An 18,032-nucleotide genomic window follows, 5' to 3' on the forward strand; every position below is an offset into this window, starting at 1 on the left:
ACCTGCTGACCACACTGAAAAATTTAATAGTGAAGTATTTCGTTGTTATTTGGGGGGATTAAAAACAGGCTTGAATACTAAAGCTACCTGATGCTCCTGGCCGCTGTCTTTTAACGGAATGACTCCTGAAGTGAGTCTTTCTCCATCCAGCGTCAGTGATTCAATCTCTCGCGGACAGCCACCGCAATTACTGATGTCAATTTCATAACGACTGCTGCCAAAGCGCAATGATAAGTGGTAGTTATGCCAGTTTTGCGGTAGGCAGGGTTCGATCACCAAGTGATCGCCATCAAGAATTTTTGCCCCGAGCAATGCCTCTAGTGCACTGCGATACAGCCAGCCGGACGCTCCGGAATACCACGTCCAGCCACCGCGCCCCACATGGGGGGCCACGCCGTAGACATCGCCGGCTAATACATAGGGCTCTGTGCGATAGCGCTTTACGCCTTCAAGGGTATCGGTGTGGGTAATTGGGTTTAACAAATTAAAGTAATGCCAAGCCCGCTCGCTCTGGCCGAGTCCGGCGGCGGCCCAGACGGCCCATGTGGCGGCGTGGGTGTATTGGCCACCGTTTTCACGAATTCCCGGTGGATAACCTTTGATATAGCCGGGGTCCTTCTTGGTTTTGTTAAACGGTGGCTTAAGCAACAGTATTTGCCGAGCGCACTCGTTTACCAGGTGCTGGTCGGCCGATTCCATCGCTTTGCGGGATCGCTCAGTGGGTTCCTGCTGGGATAGCACCGACCAGGTTTGTGCAATCAGGTCAATTTTGCATTCATCGCTGTCCTTAGAACCAATCGGCGTGCCGTCATCGTAATAAGCGCGCCGATACCAGGCACCGTCCCAGCCGCTGTCTTCTACCTGTTGACGGAAATTTTCTCCCAGCTGACGGTAATATTCCGCCAGTGCAGAATCGCCGATGTAGTCGCACAGGGGCGCCATATCCCGACAAACTTGCAGCAAAAACCAGCCCATCCACACACTCTCACCGCGGCCGGTGGTACTGATACGGCTGAAACCGTCGTTCCAGTCGCCGTTGCCGATTACTGGTAACCCATGAGGCCCTACGGCGCCGGCGCGCTCAATTGCGCGGCAGCAGTGCTCGTAAAGAGACCCGGATTCATCGCTGCTTTCAAACTCGGCGTAGCGCTCATGCTCATCTTTGCCCAGTGGTGCCCCAGCAAGATAGCTGACCGGTTCATCCAGAATTTGGTAATCACCCGTGGTGCGAATGTATTGGGCCGTGACAAATGGCAGCCACAGTAAGTCGTCGGAGCAGCGGGTGCGCACACCGCGTAAGGGATTTTCATGCCACCAGTGCAGTACATCTCCATCCTGGAACTGGCGTGAGGCAGTGCGCAAAATATGTTGGCGGGTCCAATCGGGGTGGGTCCACAGCAGTGCCTGTACATCCTGAAGCTGATCACGGAAACCAAAGGCACCACTGGATTGATAGAAGCCGCTGCGGCCCCAGAGGCGGCAGGCCAGGGTTTGATAAGGTAGCCAGCGGTTTACCATCAGCTCGGTGGCCTTATCGGGCACTCGCACCTGAACAGAGCCCAGATAATTCTCCCAAAACTGTTCGAACTCGGCCTGGGAGTTTGCGGCTCGTTGTGGATCCCGGAATTCACCGGCCAAATCCAATGCCTGGGCACGATCAATCCCCTCCCCCATCACAAAATAAATGTGTTGGGTTTCGCCGATAGCCAGATCAATATGAACTTGATAAGCGGCGCAAGGGTCGCCGCCAGACTGCACCCTCCCGGAGAGGCCAATCCGAAACAGTGCCTCCGGTGCCTGTGGGCTCCCGGTACTGCCAATAAACTCATGCCGATCTGTGGTCAGACCGTGAGGTGGCAGGCTGGCAGTCAGGAAGGCGACACCGGGTTTGGCATCCGGGACAAAGGCGTTGCGGGCCAATAACGTATTGCTTTCTGGTATGAACTCGCTGACCTGATGAGCCCAACTGTTGCCGCGGGTCAGTCCCATTACCCACTCCACGTAGTAGGTGGCCGTTAAGCGGCGTGGCCTGTTCCAGCCATTTTTCAATGTCAGCCGGCCAATTTTCACCGGAGCAGTGCGATCGACCGTGATACGCCAGGACTGCTCAAGGCCGTGGCTGTTATGGCGATACTCGGTGTAACCTGCCCCGTGTCTTACCTGATAGTCGGTCTCAGCGGGCCGCGGGGCCGGGGTTGGCGACCAAACCTGGGCGCTCTCTTCATCGCGTAGGTAAAGGGTTTCACCACTGGGGTCGCGGACCGGATCGTTATTCCAGGCGGTCAGCCGGTGTTCACCACTGTTGCCGCTCCAGGTACAGCAGGAGCCCCCTTCGGATACCAGACAACCGAAGTTGGGATTAGCGATGATATTTACCCAGGGTGCTGGAGGGCGCTGGCCTGGTTCTTCCGTCTTGCCTGCTTGTAGATGCAGGATGTACTCGCGCCCATCCGCTGAAAAACCGCCCAGGCCATTATCAAATATAAGATCATTTGGGCGTTGCAGGGCTGGTGTTGGTAACTGGACATAACCTGCAGATTGCACCGGTACAAAAGGAGGCAGTGGCTGCATCTGAGCCTGTAGTGCGGTGGCACTATTCTCCAGCTGTGTGGCCACTGGCCCTGCTGAGGAATCGAGTAATACCCGTGCTGCAGCCAAAAGGCCCATACGATCAGACTCTGGCAGCTCCTGGCCTGGCACCATCACCACAGAGCCGTTTAGTTTGCGCATAGTACGACCGCGAATATCGGCGATCATCTCCTGTAACCTGTCACGGGTCTGCTGGGAATAACCGGCGGAATCCTCATCAACAATAACCAGGTCTATAGCCAGGCCGCGGCCGCTCCAGAGAGTGTGGGCTTGCAGAATGGGCTCGGCAAAATCAATGCCCTGCTCACTGCGCACCTGCAGTAACAGGATTGGGTTATCTCCGGAGATGCCACGGCTCCACAGGCAACGCTGAATATGATGACTGCGGGCCAATACTCGGGAAGAGGCGCGCAGCCCGCCGGAGGGAGCTAGCACAGCGGAGAGCAACTCCATCATCCAGTAGACGTCTGCCGCGGGGATACGCAGGTTGTGTAATTCCTGTTCAGACTGCATTCGCGCCAGGTCGTATACCCAACGTGCCTTGGGCCGCGAGCGATAAGAGCGCAATACAGCCAACAACTCCCGGCGTGATTTACTGGCGCCAGTCAGGTAGATCACTTCGACTTCAGAATGAGGCGAAATAGAAATTTCTTGGGCTGAGGCAATTACCGGGTCTAATACAGGGCCAGTGGTTCCCGTGAAGCCTTCCAGGCCTCGTTGCAGAGCCAGAGGCCTTGCCGGGGACCCGCCGCGGCCGAGGAAACGTACCCGATCGGTTTCCCAGCCCTGCTGGTGACTTACATCGGCAGAAACCAATGCGCAGTGGGCTAGATATATCGGTTTTTCCTCGCCGCTGCGAGGCCGCCTTCGATAGAGCATCACCTGCTCATCGGGCAGGTACTGGCTCTCCACAAACAGTTTGGCAAAGGCGGGATGACGCTGGTAATCGCGTTCTGGCGCTAGCACCACCTCGGCATAATCCGCCAGCAGCAGGTGGCGGCTGCGATTGCTCTCATTTTTGATTACCAGTCGGCGAGCTTCTAAGTCATGCTGGGAACTGAGGGCAATGTGTAAGCGGCAGAATAACTCCGCTTCACGGCGCTGGAACTCTACTTCCTGTGGTGAGAAGTTGGCCATACAGTGGCCGGAGTCTCCGCCACAGGGGGCCAGCCCCACAGAAAATAGTTCGCCGCTATCCAGATCGCGGACATAATTCCAGTGCCCGCCCTGGTGTTGGGTCGGATCTGGCTGCCAGCGTGTCAGGGCAAGATTGTGCCAATAGCTGCCACCTGAACCATCTGCTCCCAGCAGCAGGGTGTGGTGGCCGTTAGAGAGCAGGTTGTATTGCGGATAGGGTCTCCCCGGAAGAGCAGACCAGCTCTGCAGGGCTCCCTCTGCGTGGAAACTGCGCTGTAACCCCGGCTGCTGCCAGGGTCTTAGGGCCGGCCGCGCGGTGGGCAGGCGCTCGTGCAGTAGCGGCGTCAGGCCGGCAATGCGCACATCGCTGTGGAAGCGTTGTTGCATTATGTCGTCGTGGAGGTAGTTATTAATGGCCAGCAGGATCATGCCCTGGTGGTGGCTCATATAGGAGCGCACAGTGCGTGCGCGTCGAGGTATAGCTTTGGCCGTACGGCCGTAGTCAATCGCTTCATACAAACCGAACTGGCCGTAACCACCTTCGGCGCGAAGCTGGCGCAGGTTCTCCATAACCCCTGCGGCATCGAATGGTAGTGCCATCATGGAAGCATAAGGCGCTATAACCAGGCGTTCACCGAGGTCGCGACGAAAACCGATGCCGGGCACTCCAAAGGCACGGTATTGGTAGTGCAATTGGCTGTCCAGTTCGTAGTAACCGGATTCGGCGATACCCCAGGGCAGTTCGAAACGGCCGGTAAACTTGCGATGCACTTCAATGGCATTGCGACAGGCCCGCCCTATCAAACTGTGCTCTGGCGTTTCCATAAACAGCCGCGGCATTAAATATTCAAACAGGGTCGCACTCCAAGACATCAACACCACCCGGCGATGAAGGTGCCGAAATGGTCGCTCAAGGTGGCGCCAGTGGCGCGCCGGTACATCGCCTTTGGCAATAGCGAGGAAGCCGGTCAGGCGCGATTCTGAGGCGAGTAAATCGTAGTGGTTGGCGTCTAGTGCAGCATCGGTAATGTTGTAACCGATATGAAATAGATGCTGATCGCGATCGTAGAGGAAGGCGAAATCCATCTCTTCCACCCAGTTGAGTGCCCTGGTGGAAAGGCTGGTAATGTCTCGGCAATAACTGGCGGCATTTTCCCGTGCGCTTTCCAGTGCGTTGTGCATTTTTTCACACCAAGAGGCGGCTTCATCGTGCCCTTGTGGTTCTGCAGCGAGGTGATTTTGCAGTTGCAGCAGTTGTTGTTCCGCGGCATCGCAAAAGTCTGGCATGGTCGATAGGGAAACCGGGATTTTCAAAGTGTCTGCGAGGGAGAGGTAAGCTTTTCTGACATGCTCCACACCCTCCCGGCAGACTTTGGGTGGTACCTGCATAAGTCGCAGCCAGGGTTCGAGCGCCTCCTGATAGCGCCTCGCTGCCACCGCATGGCGGTGCAGTTCATCGAGCCATTGGCGTAGTCGACCGAGATCCTCTGCGCTGAAATTTTTTTCGTCACCCTCGATCAGCGCCAGCATCTGCTTCTGTAGCCAGGGTACATCTCTCTCATAGATATCGTCGATGGTTTGCCACCAGCGATTGTGCTCCGCGCCGGCTTGTAAACGTTGGCGAAACTGCGCTAGCTGCGCGTTGATCTCACGGATTTCATTGGGGGCGGAGTCCGTATCGACCGGCTGCAGGGTTTCTGCCATGGCATCGAGGGTATCGGTGATGCCCAGTACCAGCTGGCGTCCACTCAGTGGTTCAGTTTTCAGGGATTCCAGGCCGGAGGCCAGGGTTAGTAGGCTGCCGGCCAGGTTGCCGCTATCCACGGTGGAGACATAGCGGGGGTTGAGCGGGTGTAGTTCGCGGGTTTCATACCAGTTGAGGAAGTGTCCGCGATAGCGCTCCAGTCCGCGCATACGGTCGAAGCTGTTGTTGAGTCGAGCTAATAGCAGGCTGAGATCAACGTAACCAAAATCGTAGGCGCTGAGAATAGAGAGCAAGCCCAGCCCGATATTGGTGGGGGATGTACGCCGGGCCAGGACCGCCAGGGGTTCTTCCTGATAATTATCTGGCGGCAGCCAGTGATCGTCAGGCCCCATAAAGTGTTCGAAGAAAAACCAGGTTCGCCGGCTTAGCAAACGCAACTCGCGCTTGTCCTCTTCTGATAGAACTGATGGCTCCAGCTCTCGCGGTAAATTGATATGGTGAAGAAGTTGGGGTGCAAAGAGCCAGGCCAACAAAAACGGTGCTGCAGGTAAGAGACTGGCGGGAACCCAATAAGCCAAGCCTGCAGTTACCAATAGAGCGATCAGTGGGGAAACCCACATCGCACGCCAACTGCCAAACGCAGTCAGTGCACTGCTGACAGAGCGATTCACATGTGCCGCTGATGTCCATTGCAACAAATGGCGGTGGGAAACGCGCAGCCGATAGAGTGTGCGTACGATCGCATCCAACGCGTTAATCGCTTGCACCGGGAGCAGAACCAGCGATAGCAGCCAGTGTAAAAAGCGCTGCTGTAGAACCGCCGGCCCTCCTCGGAAATGAAGATGGGCGCGGCTGGGATCAGCGATGCTGCGCCAGACCATTGATAGTAATTCCTGCCATACCGATGCGGAAGACAACAAAAGTAGCGCCGAAGTCCAAGCCCAGGCATGGCCTGGTAGCCAACCGCTCCAGGACAGCAGAAAAAGTGCCAACAGGCAGGGGGCCTCCAGGCTGCGTCGCAGATTATCGACGATTTGCCAGCGCTGAATTGTCGGTAAAGGGTTGTCGACTCGTTCACCGCTATCGACCGGTACACGTTTGCCCAGCCAGGAAAGTATCTGCCAATCACCGCGAATCCAGCGGTGCGAGCGGCGCAGCATGGCGAAAACATTAGGTGGGTATTGTTCATAGAAGACTGCATCCGACAGCAGCCCTACACCACCGATGGCACCTTCGATTAAATCGTGGCTGAGGATGGCATTTTCTGGAAGATGCCCGGCCAGGGTCTGGGAGAAAACCTCCGGATCGTAAATTCCTTTACCGGTAAATATCGCCTCGCCGAACAGGTCCTGGTAGGCATCCGAGACGGCGTGGGTGTAGAGGTCTACGGTGCGATCACCGGCAAAAATCTGGCTGAATAGGGTTCCATCAGAGCTAGCCGGGTCGGTTTCCACCCGGGGCTGTAAAAATCCATAACCTGCTACCACTCTTTGTGTGCTGCTGTTGACCACTGCGCGATTGAGTGGGTGCGCTATGGCACCAACGAGGCGTCGTGCGGTGTCTGGTGGCATCTGGCTGTCGGCATCGAGAGTGATGACATAGCGAATGCCTTGCAGCTGTTTGTGATCGCCAAAACAAGTGGTAAAACTGTGCTCCTCATTACCCGACAATAGTCGGTTGAATTCGATCAATTTGCCGCGCTTGCGCTCCCAGCCCATCCAGCAGTTTTCCAACGTATTCCAGCGACGCTCACGGTGTAATAGTAAAAACGGTGATCTGCCCTCATCGACCCTGTGGCGTTCGTTCAGGGCTTCAATAGATGCTTTGGCGATTTCTAATAGCGCTGTGTCCTCACTGGTACTTTGCGTATCGGCGTCTGCAAAATCACTTAAAACTGCGTAAACAAGATTCTCATCTCCGTTGTTGAGGAAATTGATTTCCAGGCACTCGAGAATCCTTTGCATATCCTCCGCATCGGCAAACAGTACCGGCATAACCACAACCGTGCGGTATTCACTGGATATGCCCTTATCAAAATCCAGTTTTGCCAGCAGGCGCGGGGGCAAGCAGTGGGTAATCAAGCCGTTGACCAGAGTCAGGGCCATACCGACCACTGGCACTGCGGTAACCAGCAGTACCAATAACGTCAAAATGATAGAAGCACCGCTCCAGAGTAGATAAACAGCTAGGGCAAGTAGCGGTGGAATCGAGAAAAGTGCCAATCCGGAAAAGAATATCCTGGATGCCTTGTGCAATAGCTGCCAATGAAGGCGTTGCAGAAAGCCTGGGCGATATTCCAGCAGGGTTTCCAGCTGTGGACGCCCTTCATCTATCAGGTAGTATCCCACATGCCGGGTGCGCTTATCGGTTTCTTGCTCACCGCTCAGTTCCACCACACACTGGGCAACCTGCTGTTCAGTTTTGCCACTGCCACGCGCCAGCTTTTCTATCACATCCCGGTATCTATCGCGGGTTTCAAAATCCATTCGGCGGTAGGCGCCTGCAGGGTCTTTCCGCAATATATGTTCTACACGGCTGAGGGACTCAACAAAATCCCGCCAGTTACAACTGCGCAGTTCTCGCAGGCTAATGATACCGCTGGCAATGCCAACGCTGAGTTCCTCTTCTGTAGCGGTATGTCCTCCCAAGGCATCCTCGGCCAGCTGCGCCAAGTGCTCCAATAGGCAAAGGCGTAAAAGTGCGGGCAGTGCCCAGAGTTCGCCGGTGGTTAAAACAGCATCCTCCTGGTAGTGCTCAACCAACAGGTGAATGGATTGAATATCTACGGGTTGGGAGAAGTCGGTGATCAATGCATCGGCAAGGACATGCAAACGCAGGTCGACACTGCCGTCTTCAGCAGAAACTTGTGGCAACTGCTTTAAGTAGTTCACCGGCAGGGACTCACATACCAACTGCAGGGCTTCCTGGACCACATGGCGGTTATCTAGTAGCCACTCTTCACTGCGAGTACTTTTTTCGCCCGCCTCTACCCGAGTGGCGAGATGTCGATAGATTTTCTCGAAATGTTTTTCTAACTGGCGCAAGTGCAGTCGCAAGCGGTAGCCACCACCGGTACCGACAGGGTTTGCGTGGTGCTTGGCCAGCGCGGCTATGTCTTCCAGGCGCTGCTGTTCATTATCCCGGTTCGAATTGTTACCAATCCCGTGGGCGGTACTCCCAGATTGAGTACCGCTTTGCTCGGACTTTGCATGTACAAAGAACTTGTACCCCTGGCGAGCGCCCTGCTTTTTCCAAAACCGCAATTTCATCGATGCGCTTCATTTCTTACCGGAAGAGTTGAGTGGCGAATTTGGCAGGCTATGTTGTCAGCGCGCAGAGCCTGTAATTGGGATTCCTGCAAATCCTGGAATACCAGAACCGGCAGGTTACTGTGGGATATAACGGAGTGGCAGACGGTACCCGTTACGTGTTGCTCACCGGTTTGCCAGTCGTGCGCGCTCATGGCAATCAGATCGACATCCTCTTCCGCAGCAGTGGCATAAATACACTCGGCGACATTCTGTGCAACCAGCAGCAAGGGCCGCACTTTGATGCCGTTTTCCAATTGGCGAGCCATCTCCTCCAAGTAGACTTCACCCGCGCGTCGATTGCATTCGACAAACTTTTCCCGTGTGGCGTGTTCTTCGCGGGTGATCGGCATTTTGCGGGGCATATCTGGCACAGCAATCACTTGCAGCAGAATCATTTCCATCTCTTGCCCACGCATCATTGATGCCGCCTGGCAAGCAACCCACTCGGAATGAGAGGAACCATCCATGGAAACCAAGATACGGCGGTAAGCCATATTTTCCTGGGCCGGAGGTTTTAAACCCGGGTGCACTATGATGAAGGACCGCCCAGAGCCACTAAAAATCTTTTGGGCGGTGCTGCCGAAGTCGAAACGGCTGACGCCACCCTTGCCGTATGCAGTGAGTACAATCAGATCGATATCGACCTCATCGCAGTACTCTACAATCTGCTCTGCTGGGCGTCCCTCCACCACAGACTGGCTTACAGTAATACCCTGCTCCGAAATGGGCTCAGCCAAACGGTTGAGGTAGCTACGCAGCTCTACTCTGCGCAGCCGCCAGTCCACCGGATCTATGCTCTGCTCTTCAGAATTTTGTACATGAAGAAGGTGTATTTTTGCACCGCTGTTCTGGGCCAGCATAACTCCATGGGCGATGGCCTCTTCAGCGATAGCTGAGCCATCAAGAGGAAGTAGGATTTGTTTAAACGGCATCTCATCACTCCCTACCGGGGCCCGGCCTGGATCTTCACTAAATGTCATAAGGTTTTTTGGCGGAAAGTTTTACTTGCTCGCTACACTGCTGTTCCGGGTTTTAACCTTGTGTTAAACGCGATCCCTGAAAAGCTCTCTAGCACGGTTAAGCTCAAGAGTATTGCAAAGTGTCTATGACGGTGTTGCCCCTGCTGCCAACCTGCAAAAATGTACTCTATGTCACTGAAAGTTTCAGTTTTGGTAGAGATGCGCTGGCTTTCAACACACATTGAGAGCATCTGATCACTAGTAATAAGAATAAACCCATAAAGAGGCAGCAAATTGCGAGCCAATTAAAGCGGGGCTTAGGCTGTAGGGTTGGTCAGGCTGAGAACAGGTCAAGGTACGGAATTAAGAATTTTCCCTGGCAGTGAAGCTTTGTGTCTGGCGGGAAAGGCGTATACGCATCTGTTTTTCGATCTCGATAATGGCAAACAGCGCTACGCCAATCGTAACAATCAGAATGCCATCAAAAAGTGGCACTGCCTCAGTAGCAAAGACTTCCTGCAGGAGTGGGACATAGGTAATGGCAAATTGCCCCAAAGTGACCATGATGACTGCCATCCACACCACTTTGGTGCCGCGCACTGCCTTCCAGGTGAGAGAGGTGCCATACATATTGCGAATAAAAAACAGGTGGAAAATTTCCATTACCACCAATGTATTCATGGCCATGGTTCGCGCCAATTCCAATGAGTAGTGCTGCTGAATGGCGTAGGTATATATTCCGAATACGCCACACAGGAATAAGGTACTAACTAATGTGATATGCCATACCAGTACACTGGTAAGGAGCGGTTGGTCGCGCAACCGGGGTGGGCGATGCATGGTATTTTCTTCTGTGGGCTCAAAGGCGAGCGCAATACCGAGCGTAACAGCGGTAATCAGGTTTACCCAAAGTATTTGGATCGGTGTTATCGGCAGTACCATACCAAAGAGCAGCGCCACAATAATGGTTGAGGCTTCCCCTGCGTTGGTAGGCAGCGTCCAGCTAATCACTTTCTTTATATTGTCATAAACCGTGCGCCCCTCACGGACCGCAGCGCCGATGGAAGCGAAATTATCATCGGCTAGAACCAGCTCGGAGGCCTCTTTGGCTGCCTCTGTCCCCCCCCGGCCCATGGCAATACCCACATCGGCGCGTTTTAAAGCGGGGGCATCGTTTACGCCATCGCCAGTCATTGCCACAGTCATATCGTGGGCCTGCAATGCGGTTACCAGCCGCAATTTATGCTCAGGCCTGTTGCGGGCGAAGATATCCACCTTCAGGACTTCTGCCGCTAATGCCGCGTCATTCAGGTTGTCGATGTCCACTCCCGTTAGGGCTTTGTTAGGCCGCTGCAAGCCTATCTGTTGACCGATGGCTTTTGCGGTCGCGACATGATCGCCGGTAATCATCTTCACTCGAATACCCGCGCCCCTACACTCCGCAACTGAGGTTATAGCCTCTTGACGGGGTGGATCGATCAATCCCACCAAGCCGAGAAGAGTCATAGTTCCCTTCACGTCTGAGTGCTCCAGCACCGTGTGCTCTGGCTTTACCTCTTTTGTGGCGAGCGCCAAGACACGCTGTCCCAATGCCGCCACCTCCTCGGTCTTTTGTCGCCAGTAAGTCTCCATCAGCGGTTCGCAGCCTCCATCCTCGCTGCGATAGGTTTTGCACATTGCCAAAACCTGTTCCGGCGCCCCTTTAACGGCGATCAGTGCATGATTCTCATGGTTGTGGTTTAGGCTGGCCATAAACTTATGCTGGGCATCAAAGGGGATAATATCGGTACGGGTCCACTGCTTGCGCACCTCCCCGCTATTCATTCCCGCCTTTGCTGCGAAGGCCAGTAAGGCCCCCTCCATGGGATCACCCTCGACGAGCCAGTTGTCATCCTCTTTTCTGAGCTCGGCGTCATTGCAAAGAACCGCGACACGGGCTAACTCCTGCAATGGGTATGGGGCTGACATCGCTACCGGCGCGCCGCCGAGCATGACTTCACCCCGCGGTTCATAGCCTTCACCCTTTACTTCATAACGTTGTGCACCTGTAACTACTGTGGCGACGCACATCTCGTTGCGGGTGAGCGTCCCGGTTTTATCGGTACAGATTACCGATACTGATCCCAGGGTTTCGATAGACGGCAGGCGCCTGACAATGGCGTTGCGCCGCGCCATCGCCTGGGCTCCGACCGCTAATGTGATGGTTAGAACTGCCGGTAAGCCCGCGGGAATGGCCGCTACCGAAAGTCCAACAATGGCCATAAACAGTTCATTAAAATTGTGCTGCAATACAAACAGCCCAAAGGCAAAGATCAACGCAGCAACGGCCAGAATAAAAAGGGCCAGCCATTTGGCGAAGAAACCCATCTGTTCAACCAACGGAGTGGTTAAAGTTTCAACACTGGCGAGCATGCCACTGATATGACCGATCTCAGTCTCTGCTGCGGTGGCCACTACTACCCCCACTCCCTGCCCATTGGTGACAGTGGTTCCGCTATAGGCTAAGCAACTACGGTCCCCCAAGGGGGTATCGGTGTTAACCGGATCGGTATGTTTTTCTACCGGGATGGATTCCCCGGTCAGGATGGCCTCTTGTACCTGCAGACCGTGCGTTTTTAACAGCCGCAAATCGGCAGGCACTTTGTCGCCGGCCTCAATGAGCACAATATCGCCGGGTACCAGCTTCTCTCCTTCCACAGTGAGCCGCTGATTGTTGCGGAGGACTGCGGCACGTGGAGCCAGCATATGGCGGATAGCATCCATGGCCCTTTCCGCTTTACCCTCCTGAGCAAAGCCGATAATCGCATTGACGATAACCACCGCCAGGATGACCCCGGTATCTACCCAGTGTTGTAGTAGGCCTGTGATAAGCGCCGCCCCGAGCAGGACGTAGATCAGGAGGTTGTTGAAATGGGAGAAGAAGCGCCGCAGAAACCCTTTGCGAGCTGGTGCTGGCAGGCAGTTAGGCCCGTAGGTTCGCAGTCTTAGCGCAGCTTCGTCCTCACTGATTCCGGCCATACTGGTCTTCAGCTCGGAGAACACAGTATCTGCGGACATTGAGTGCCAGTTTTTCTCAGGCCTTGTCTGAAGCACGGTTCACCTTTATCGGATTACCTTTCACAGTTTTCGACTGAGCTTAGCAATGAATAGTCATGCATTTAGACTGGGAAGCTTAGTAAAAATGAAGCCAGCCGCTTGCTGTGACAAAACGCCACTGCCAACTTATAGCGCTCTAGCACTTAGTTTAATTGGAACCTTACCCGATACTGCGGAGCGGGAATCAGGGCGATGCATGACATTAAAATGAACAAGGCCAGGGAGGTTGAGGCTGCTATCAATGTTTCGGCAGGATGTTTATAAATTCTATTGGCTAACAAATTCTTGGCAATTGTTCTCCTGGCAAGCGCTGTAACAGGCGATCACACCCCAGACTGTTTTTCAGAATAACCTGGACACTGGGCTTGCCAGTGACTTTCCCAATAATTGCACAGGATGCCCCTACCCGTTCCTCTCTTAGGATAGCGCTGGCCTGATCTGCGCACTCTGCGGGAATAACAGCAACGAAACGCCCCTCGTTGGCCACGTAAAGGGGATCTAGGCCCAGCATTTCGCAGGCTCCGTAGACTGATTCGCAGACTGGGATCTGCGCTTCATCCAGTTCGAAGGCCTGCCCACTGGTTTCGGCCAGTTCCACCAGGGCCGTCGCGAGACCACCGCGAGTGAGATCCCGCAAACAGTGAAGCGGAATACCGCCCTGGAGCAATGCTGAAACTGCGGCATTGAGCGGGGCGCAGTCACTGGTGAGTGCAGTTTCGAATTCCAATCCCTCACGGCTTGCCATAACGGTAATGCCGTGTCGGCCAATATCCCCGGACAATAGAATTCTGTCACCGGGGCGGATATAACTGGGGTCTATTGGATGATTACTCAGTAAGCTACCCACTCCACTGGTATTGATATAAATACCATCGCCCTTGCCTCTCTCCACGACCTTGGTGTCCCCGGTAACCAGCTTTACACCGGTTTCCTCGGCTGCGGCAGCCATGGATTGCAGCACTCTTATTAATGTGTTGAACGGCAACCCTTCTTCCAGTATCAAGCTGCAACTCAAGAATTTTGCCTCAGCACCGCCCATGGCCAAGTCATTGACGGTTCCGTAAACGGCCAATTTGCCGATATCCCCACCGGGGAAAAACAATGGGGTAATTACGAATGAGTCGGTGGTGAACACCAGACGATCAGAATCCCAAGGCAAGGTAGCGCTGTCATGGGCTTGATCGATCCAGGTATTGTTAAACAACGGTTGGATAAACTCCTTCAGAAGCTGTTGTGTCATCTCGCCACCACTGCCATGCCCCAGGCGGATGCTGCCCTTATTGGTTGTTGGGAGAGGACATTGAAGATTCACGGGTTTTTACCTGTTGGCTATAGCGGTGGTAGGCGGAGCAGGCACCCTCGGAGGAAACCATGGGGGCGCCCAGGGGGTGGTCTGGGCGGCAGGTTGTGCCGAAATGGGGACAGTCGCCAGGCTTTTTAAGGCCGAGCATAATGGCACCACTAATACACTGGTGTTGCTCTCGGGGTTTGATCTCTGGTAATGCAAATTTCTTTGTTGCATCGAGATCTGAAAACTCTTCAGCAAGTGCCAAGCCACTCGCTGGAATTTCACCCAGGCCCCGCCAACACTGAGCAGAAACGCTAAATACATTGTTCATTAACACTTGTGCCGGGCGGTTGCCGGTTCGCTCTACCGCTCTTAGATACTGGTTTTCCACCTGATAACTGCCCTGCTCTAATTGGCGCAGGCACATCAACAAACCTTCAAGAATATCCAGGGGTTCAAAGCCGGTAACGACAATCGGCACCTGATACTTTTCGGCAAGGGGCAGATAGCTTTCGTAACCGGTTATTGAGCACACATGACCAGCGGCAAGAAATCCCTGCACACGCGTATCCTTGGCGGCGCATATAGAAGCGATGGCTGGTGTCACCAAAAACTGGGAAACCAACAGGGAAAAATTCTTAAGCGACTTTTGTTTGGCTTGGGTGGCAGCCATGGCATTCGCGGCTGCGGTTGTTTCAAATCCTACAGCAAAAAAGACCACCTGCTTTGTGGGGTGGTCCTCGGCAATCTTTACCGCCTGCAGGGGGGAATAGATAATGCGAATGTCGCCACCATTGGCTTTCACATCGAGCAGGCTGTGTTCTGACCCGGGTACTCGCAACATATCGCCAAAGGAACAGAAAATCACTCCCGGTAATGCAGCGATGGCAATGGCCCGATCAATGGTCTCCAGGGGGGTCACACAAACCGGGCAGCCTGGTCCATGAACCAACTCTATTGCTTGCGGTAGTAACTGGTCGAGGCGATTCTTAACGATGGCGTGAGTCTGCCCACCGCACACTTCCATAATCGTCCAGGGGCGCGTGGTTTCTTTGCGAATTTCTGTGGCTATCTTTTGGATAGTTTCGCTCTGGCGGTATTCATTGACAAATTTCACGGCATCACTCCTGGCCGCTCGGCCCGCTCAGGGATTCCAGGTCGCGAAAAACACGTTCGGCTTCTTCTTCCCGTATCTGACTGATGGCGATACCCACATGGACTACCACATAATCGCCAACGCTGGCATCTGGCACCAGGGATAAGTTGACTTGCCGGGCTATGCCGCCAAAACGTACCTTGCCCAGGCGTTCCAGGGGGGAATTGTCTGTGATCTCTTCAATAAGGCCGGGAATACCTAAGCACATGCCCACTTAATCCCCCGCAAGTTGTCCGGCTGCAGCCATGCAGTGGGCATAGTGGAGTTGCCCAAGGGCGATGCCGCCATCGTTGGGGGGAACCTGGCTGTGGCAATGCACGGTAAATCCCCGCTCACGCAGCAGTGTCGCGGTGCGTTCCGTTAGTCTTCGGTTTTGGAAAACACCGCCGGAGAGAAAGACCTGACGCTCCCCGATCTCACTGACCACTGCCAGAATCATATTTGCCAAGGTATTGTGGAAAGCCGCAGCCCGCTGCGGCAGGGACTTACCTTCATCGTGTATCAAGGCGCTAATACAGGGGGCCCAATCCAGCTCCCACTTGCTTTGACGCTGATACAGGTCGAATGGATAGCTGTCACTGCTCTGAATTCCTCGGGCACTATGTTCCAGCACCATGGCGGCCTGCCCCTCATAGCTCGACTGGCTACACAGCCCCAATAGTGCGGCCACTGCATCAAACAGGCGCCCGGCACTGCTGCATAGAGGGCTGTTGACCTCACCTTCGAGCATGGTGACCAGGTTACGGCGTTCACTGCGGGTAAAGCAGCGCTTGAGCAGCTGGTGTTGCAGTGCCATGTATCCTGAAATTTCATATAGCAGGCCCGCCGCAGCCCGCCGTGGTTCGCGCACAGCCTTTTCACCACCTGGCAGGGGAAATGTGCGCAGGCTGGCGACGTGTTCTACTTGCGATTTACCGTCCCAGAGGAGGAACTCCCCGCCCCTCACTATGCCGCTGCTGTCATAGCCAGTGCCGTCCCAGCAGACGCCGAGTGCGGCACCACTGTGACCGTGTTCGGCCATACAGGAAAATAGATGGGCAACATGGTGTTGTACCCCCAAGCGTGGTGCCTGCTGTTGCATTGCCCAGCGGTGAGAGCTATAGCCTGGGTGCTGGTCGTGGATCAGCGTTTGTGGTCGGCGCTGTTGTAAGCCAGTGAGGTCCGCAATTGTGCGGTCAAAGTGCTCAATTGCGGTGGCGCTACTCAGATCGCCAATATGTTGGCTCTGATAAATCCAACCATTGTGGGACAACGCCACGGAATTTTTTAAATCTGCCCCCAGGGCTAAATAGGATTGCGTGAGTGCCTGTTGTGACAGTTTTGCCTGGGTAATGGGTAGTGGGGCATAGCCGCGAGCACGGCGTAACATCAAGGGGCGGTCTTCTACTACCCGCAGTACTGAGTCATCCAATGGCCTCACTATGCGGCGGTTATGCAGTAAAAAAAAATCGGCAATTTTGCCAAGGCGCCGCAAAGCCTCCGTATTTTCAATGCAAATTGGCTCTTCAGCCAAATTGCCGCTGGTGGCGACAAGGGGGGCCGCATACTCTTCGGCAAGTAGTAGGTGCAGTGGTGAGGCTGGCAACATCACCCCCAGATCTGGTGAACCCAGCGCTACCAGCTCGTGTACCCTGGCATTCGCTTCCGGTTTTGCTTCCAGTAGTACGATGGGGCGTGCCGGTGAAGTAAGCAGTTTTGCCTCCAACTCAGAAATCCGGCAATCACGTCGCGCTGCCGATAAAGAGCTATACAACAGGGCAAAAGGTTTGTGTGGGCGCTGCTTGCGTTTGCGTAATGTCTGTAATGCCTGGCTATTGCCGGCATCTACCAATAGTTGGAACCCCCCTACACCTTTCAACGCAACAACTTTTCCACTGGCCAGGTTGGCGAACGTCTCATTCAAGGCTGCCAGGCCGGTGAGAAGCACCTTGCCTTTGCTATCACAGAGCTGCAGCTGTGGGCCACATTCTGGACAGGCATTGGGTTCGGCGTGAAAACGGCGGTCTTCGGGATTGGTGTATTCAGCTTGGCATTTGGCGCATTGAGGAAACTGCTGCATTGCAGTGTTGGCGCGATCATAGGGCATCTTATCAATGATGCTGAAGCGCGGGCCGCAGTGCGTGCAGTTGATGAATGGGTATTTGTGCCGGCGGTTACGGGAATCCTGCAACTCGGCCTGGCAGGAGTTACAGGGAGCTATATCTGGCAGCACCAGGGTAGATTGTGCGGCGGCAACGGTGCTTTCTCGAATCTCAAAATCGCTGTCACCCTCGGCAGGAATTACCTCACTATCAATACTGAGTATCAGGCTGTGCGGCGGCTTTTCCAGAGGCAAACGCTGCAGGAATTTCTCGATGCCTGTGCTTTTTCCCTCAACCTCCAACTGTAATCCACCACTATGGTTGGCAACCCAGCCGGTCAGTTGGCAATCCCGCGCTAAGCGATAAATATAGGGTCGAAACCCTACGCCCTGTACCAGGCCTTTAATCGATAGCCGGCGGCGCTCATTGTCCATCACTGGCCTCAAATTGCAGATTTTCCAGGATAATGTCCTGGGCTTCGGCATGGTGAATATCGGTGAGCTCTTCAATTTCCAGTTGCAATCCTTCCAGGCTGGTTCCGAAGGTTGCCTGTTCGAAGTGTTCCCTTAGATGTGGGGCGGATATATGAGCCAGGGCACCTAGGCGCAGCTTGGCACCCACTACCCTGGCGCCTTCGTTCTCGGCAAGCTGCTGTATTTTTTCGATCAGATTGCTGATCAAGGACTGTTCATGCATCACTGGTCTCCGTT

At 54.5% G+C, this 18,032-nt stretch carries 8 protein-coding genes; all 8 read right to left on the bottom strand.

What is annotated here, in order from left to right; genetic code table 11:
- Positions 1 to 45 precede the first annotated feature (45 nt).
- On the bottom strand, positions 46 to 8,700 hold the full coding sequence (locus tag ACJJIT_RS09210) for a GH36-type glycosyl hydrolase domain-containing protein (protein WP_444900758.1): 8,655 nt from the start codon (positions 8,698 to 8,700) through the stop codon (positions 46 to 48).
- Positions 8,697 to 9,674 carry a universal stress protein gene (locus ACJJIT_RS09215; RefSeq protein ID WP_444884900.1) on the bottom strand — a complete coding sequence of 326 codons (978 nt, stop codon included), beginning with the start codon at positions 9,672 to 9,674 and terminating at the stop codon, positions 8,697 to 8,699. The genes ACJJIT_RS09210 and ACJJIT_RS09215 overlap by 4 nt, the downstream gene beginning before the upstream one ends.
- A 390-nt stretch (positions 9,675 to 10,064) precedes the next feature.
- Positions 10,065 to 12,758, bottom strand: a complete 2,694-nt coding sequence (locus ACJJIT_RS09220) for a cation-transporting P-type ATPase (protein WP_444900759.1) — start codon at positions 12,756 to 12,758, stop codon at positions 10,065 to 10,067.
- Positions 12,759 to 13,071: 313 nt separating this feature from the next.
- Entirely contained in the window at positions 13,072 to 14,109 is a 1,038-nt protein-coding gene (hypE, locus tag ACJJIT_RS09225) for a hydrogenase expression/formation protein HypE (protein WP_444900760.1), read from the bottom strand.
- Positions 14,075 to 15,202, bottom strand: coding sequence for a hydrogenase formation protein HypD (gene hypD, locus ACJJIT_RS09230; protein WP_444900761.1), 1,128 nt, complete (start codon positions 15,200 to 15,202; stop codon positions 14,075 to 14,077). Before hypD ends, hypE begins: the two co-directional genes overlap by 35 nt.
- 4 nt (positions 15,203 to 15,206) lie before the next feature.
- Positions 15,207 to 15,449 carry a HypC/HybG/HupF family hydrogenase formation chaperone gene (locus tag ACJJIT_RS09235; RefSeq protein ID WP_444885911.1) on the bottom strand — a complete coding sequence of 81 codons (243 nt, stop codon included), beginning with the start codon at positions 15,447 to 15,449 and terminating at the stop codon, positions 15,207 to 15,209.
- A gap of 6 nt (positions 15,450 to 15,455) precedes the next feature.
- Positions 15,456 to 17,756 carry a carbamoyltransferase HypF gene (hypF, locus tag ACJJIT_RS09240; protein WP_444900762.1) on the bottom strand — a complete coding sequence of 767 codons (2,301 nt, stop codon included), beginning with the start codon at positions 17,754 to 17,756 and terminating at the stop codon, positions 15,456 to 15,458.
- The gene (locus ACJJIT_RS09245; RefSeq protein WP_444884905.1) at positions 17,746 to 18,018 is read right to left on the bottom strand and encodes a hydrogenase/urease maturation nickel metallochaperone HypA; all 273 of its coding nucleotides are present in this window, start codon (positions 18,016 to 18,018) and stop codon (positions 17,746 to 17,748) included. Before ACJJIT_RS09245 ends, hypF begins: the two co-directional genes overlap by 11 nt.
- Between the last annotated feature and the right edge of the window lie 14 nt (positions 18,019 to 18,032).

Source organism: Microbulbifer mixtoriginis (SeqCode) (assembly GCF_052467515.1).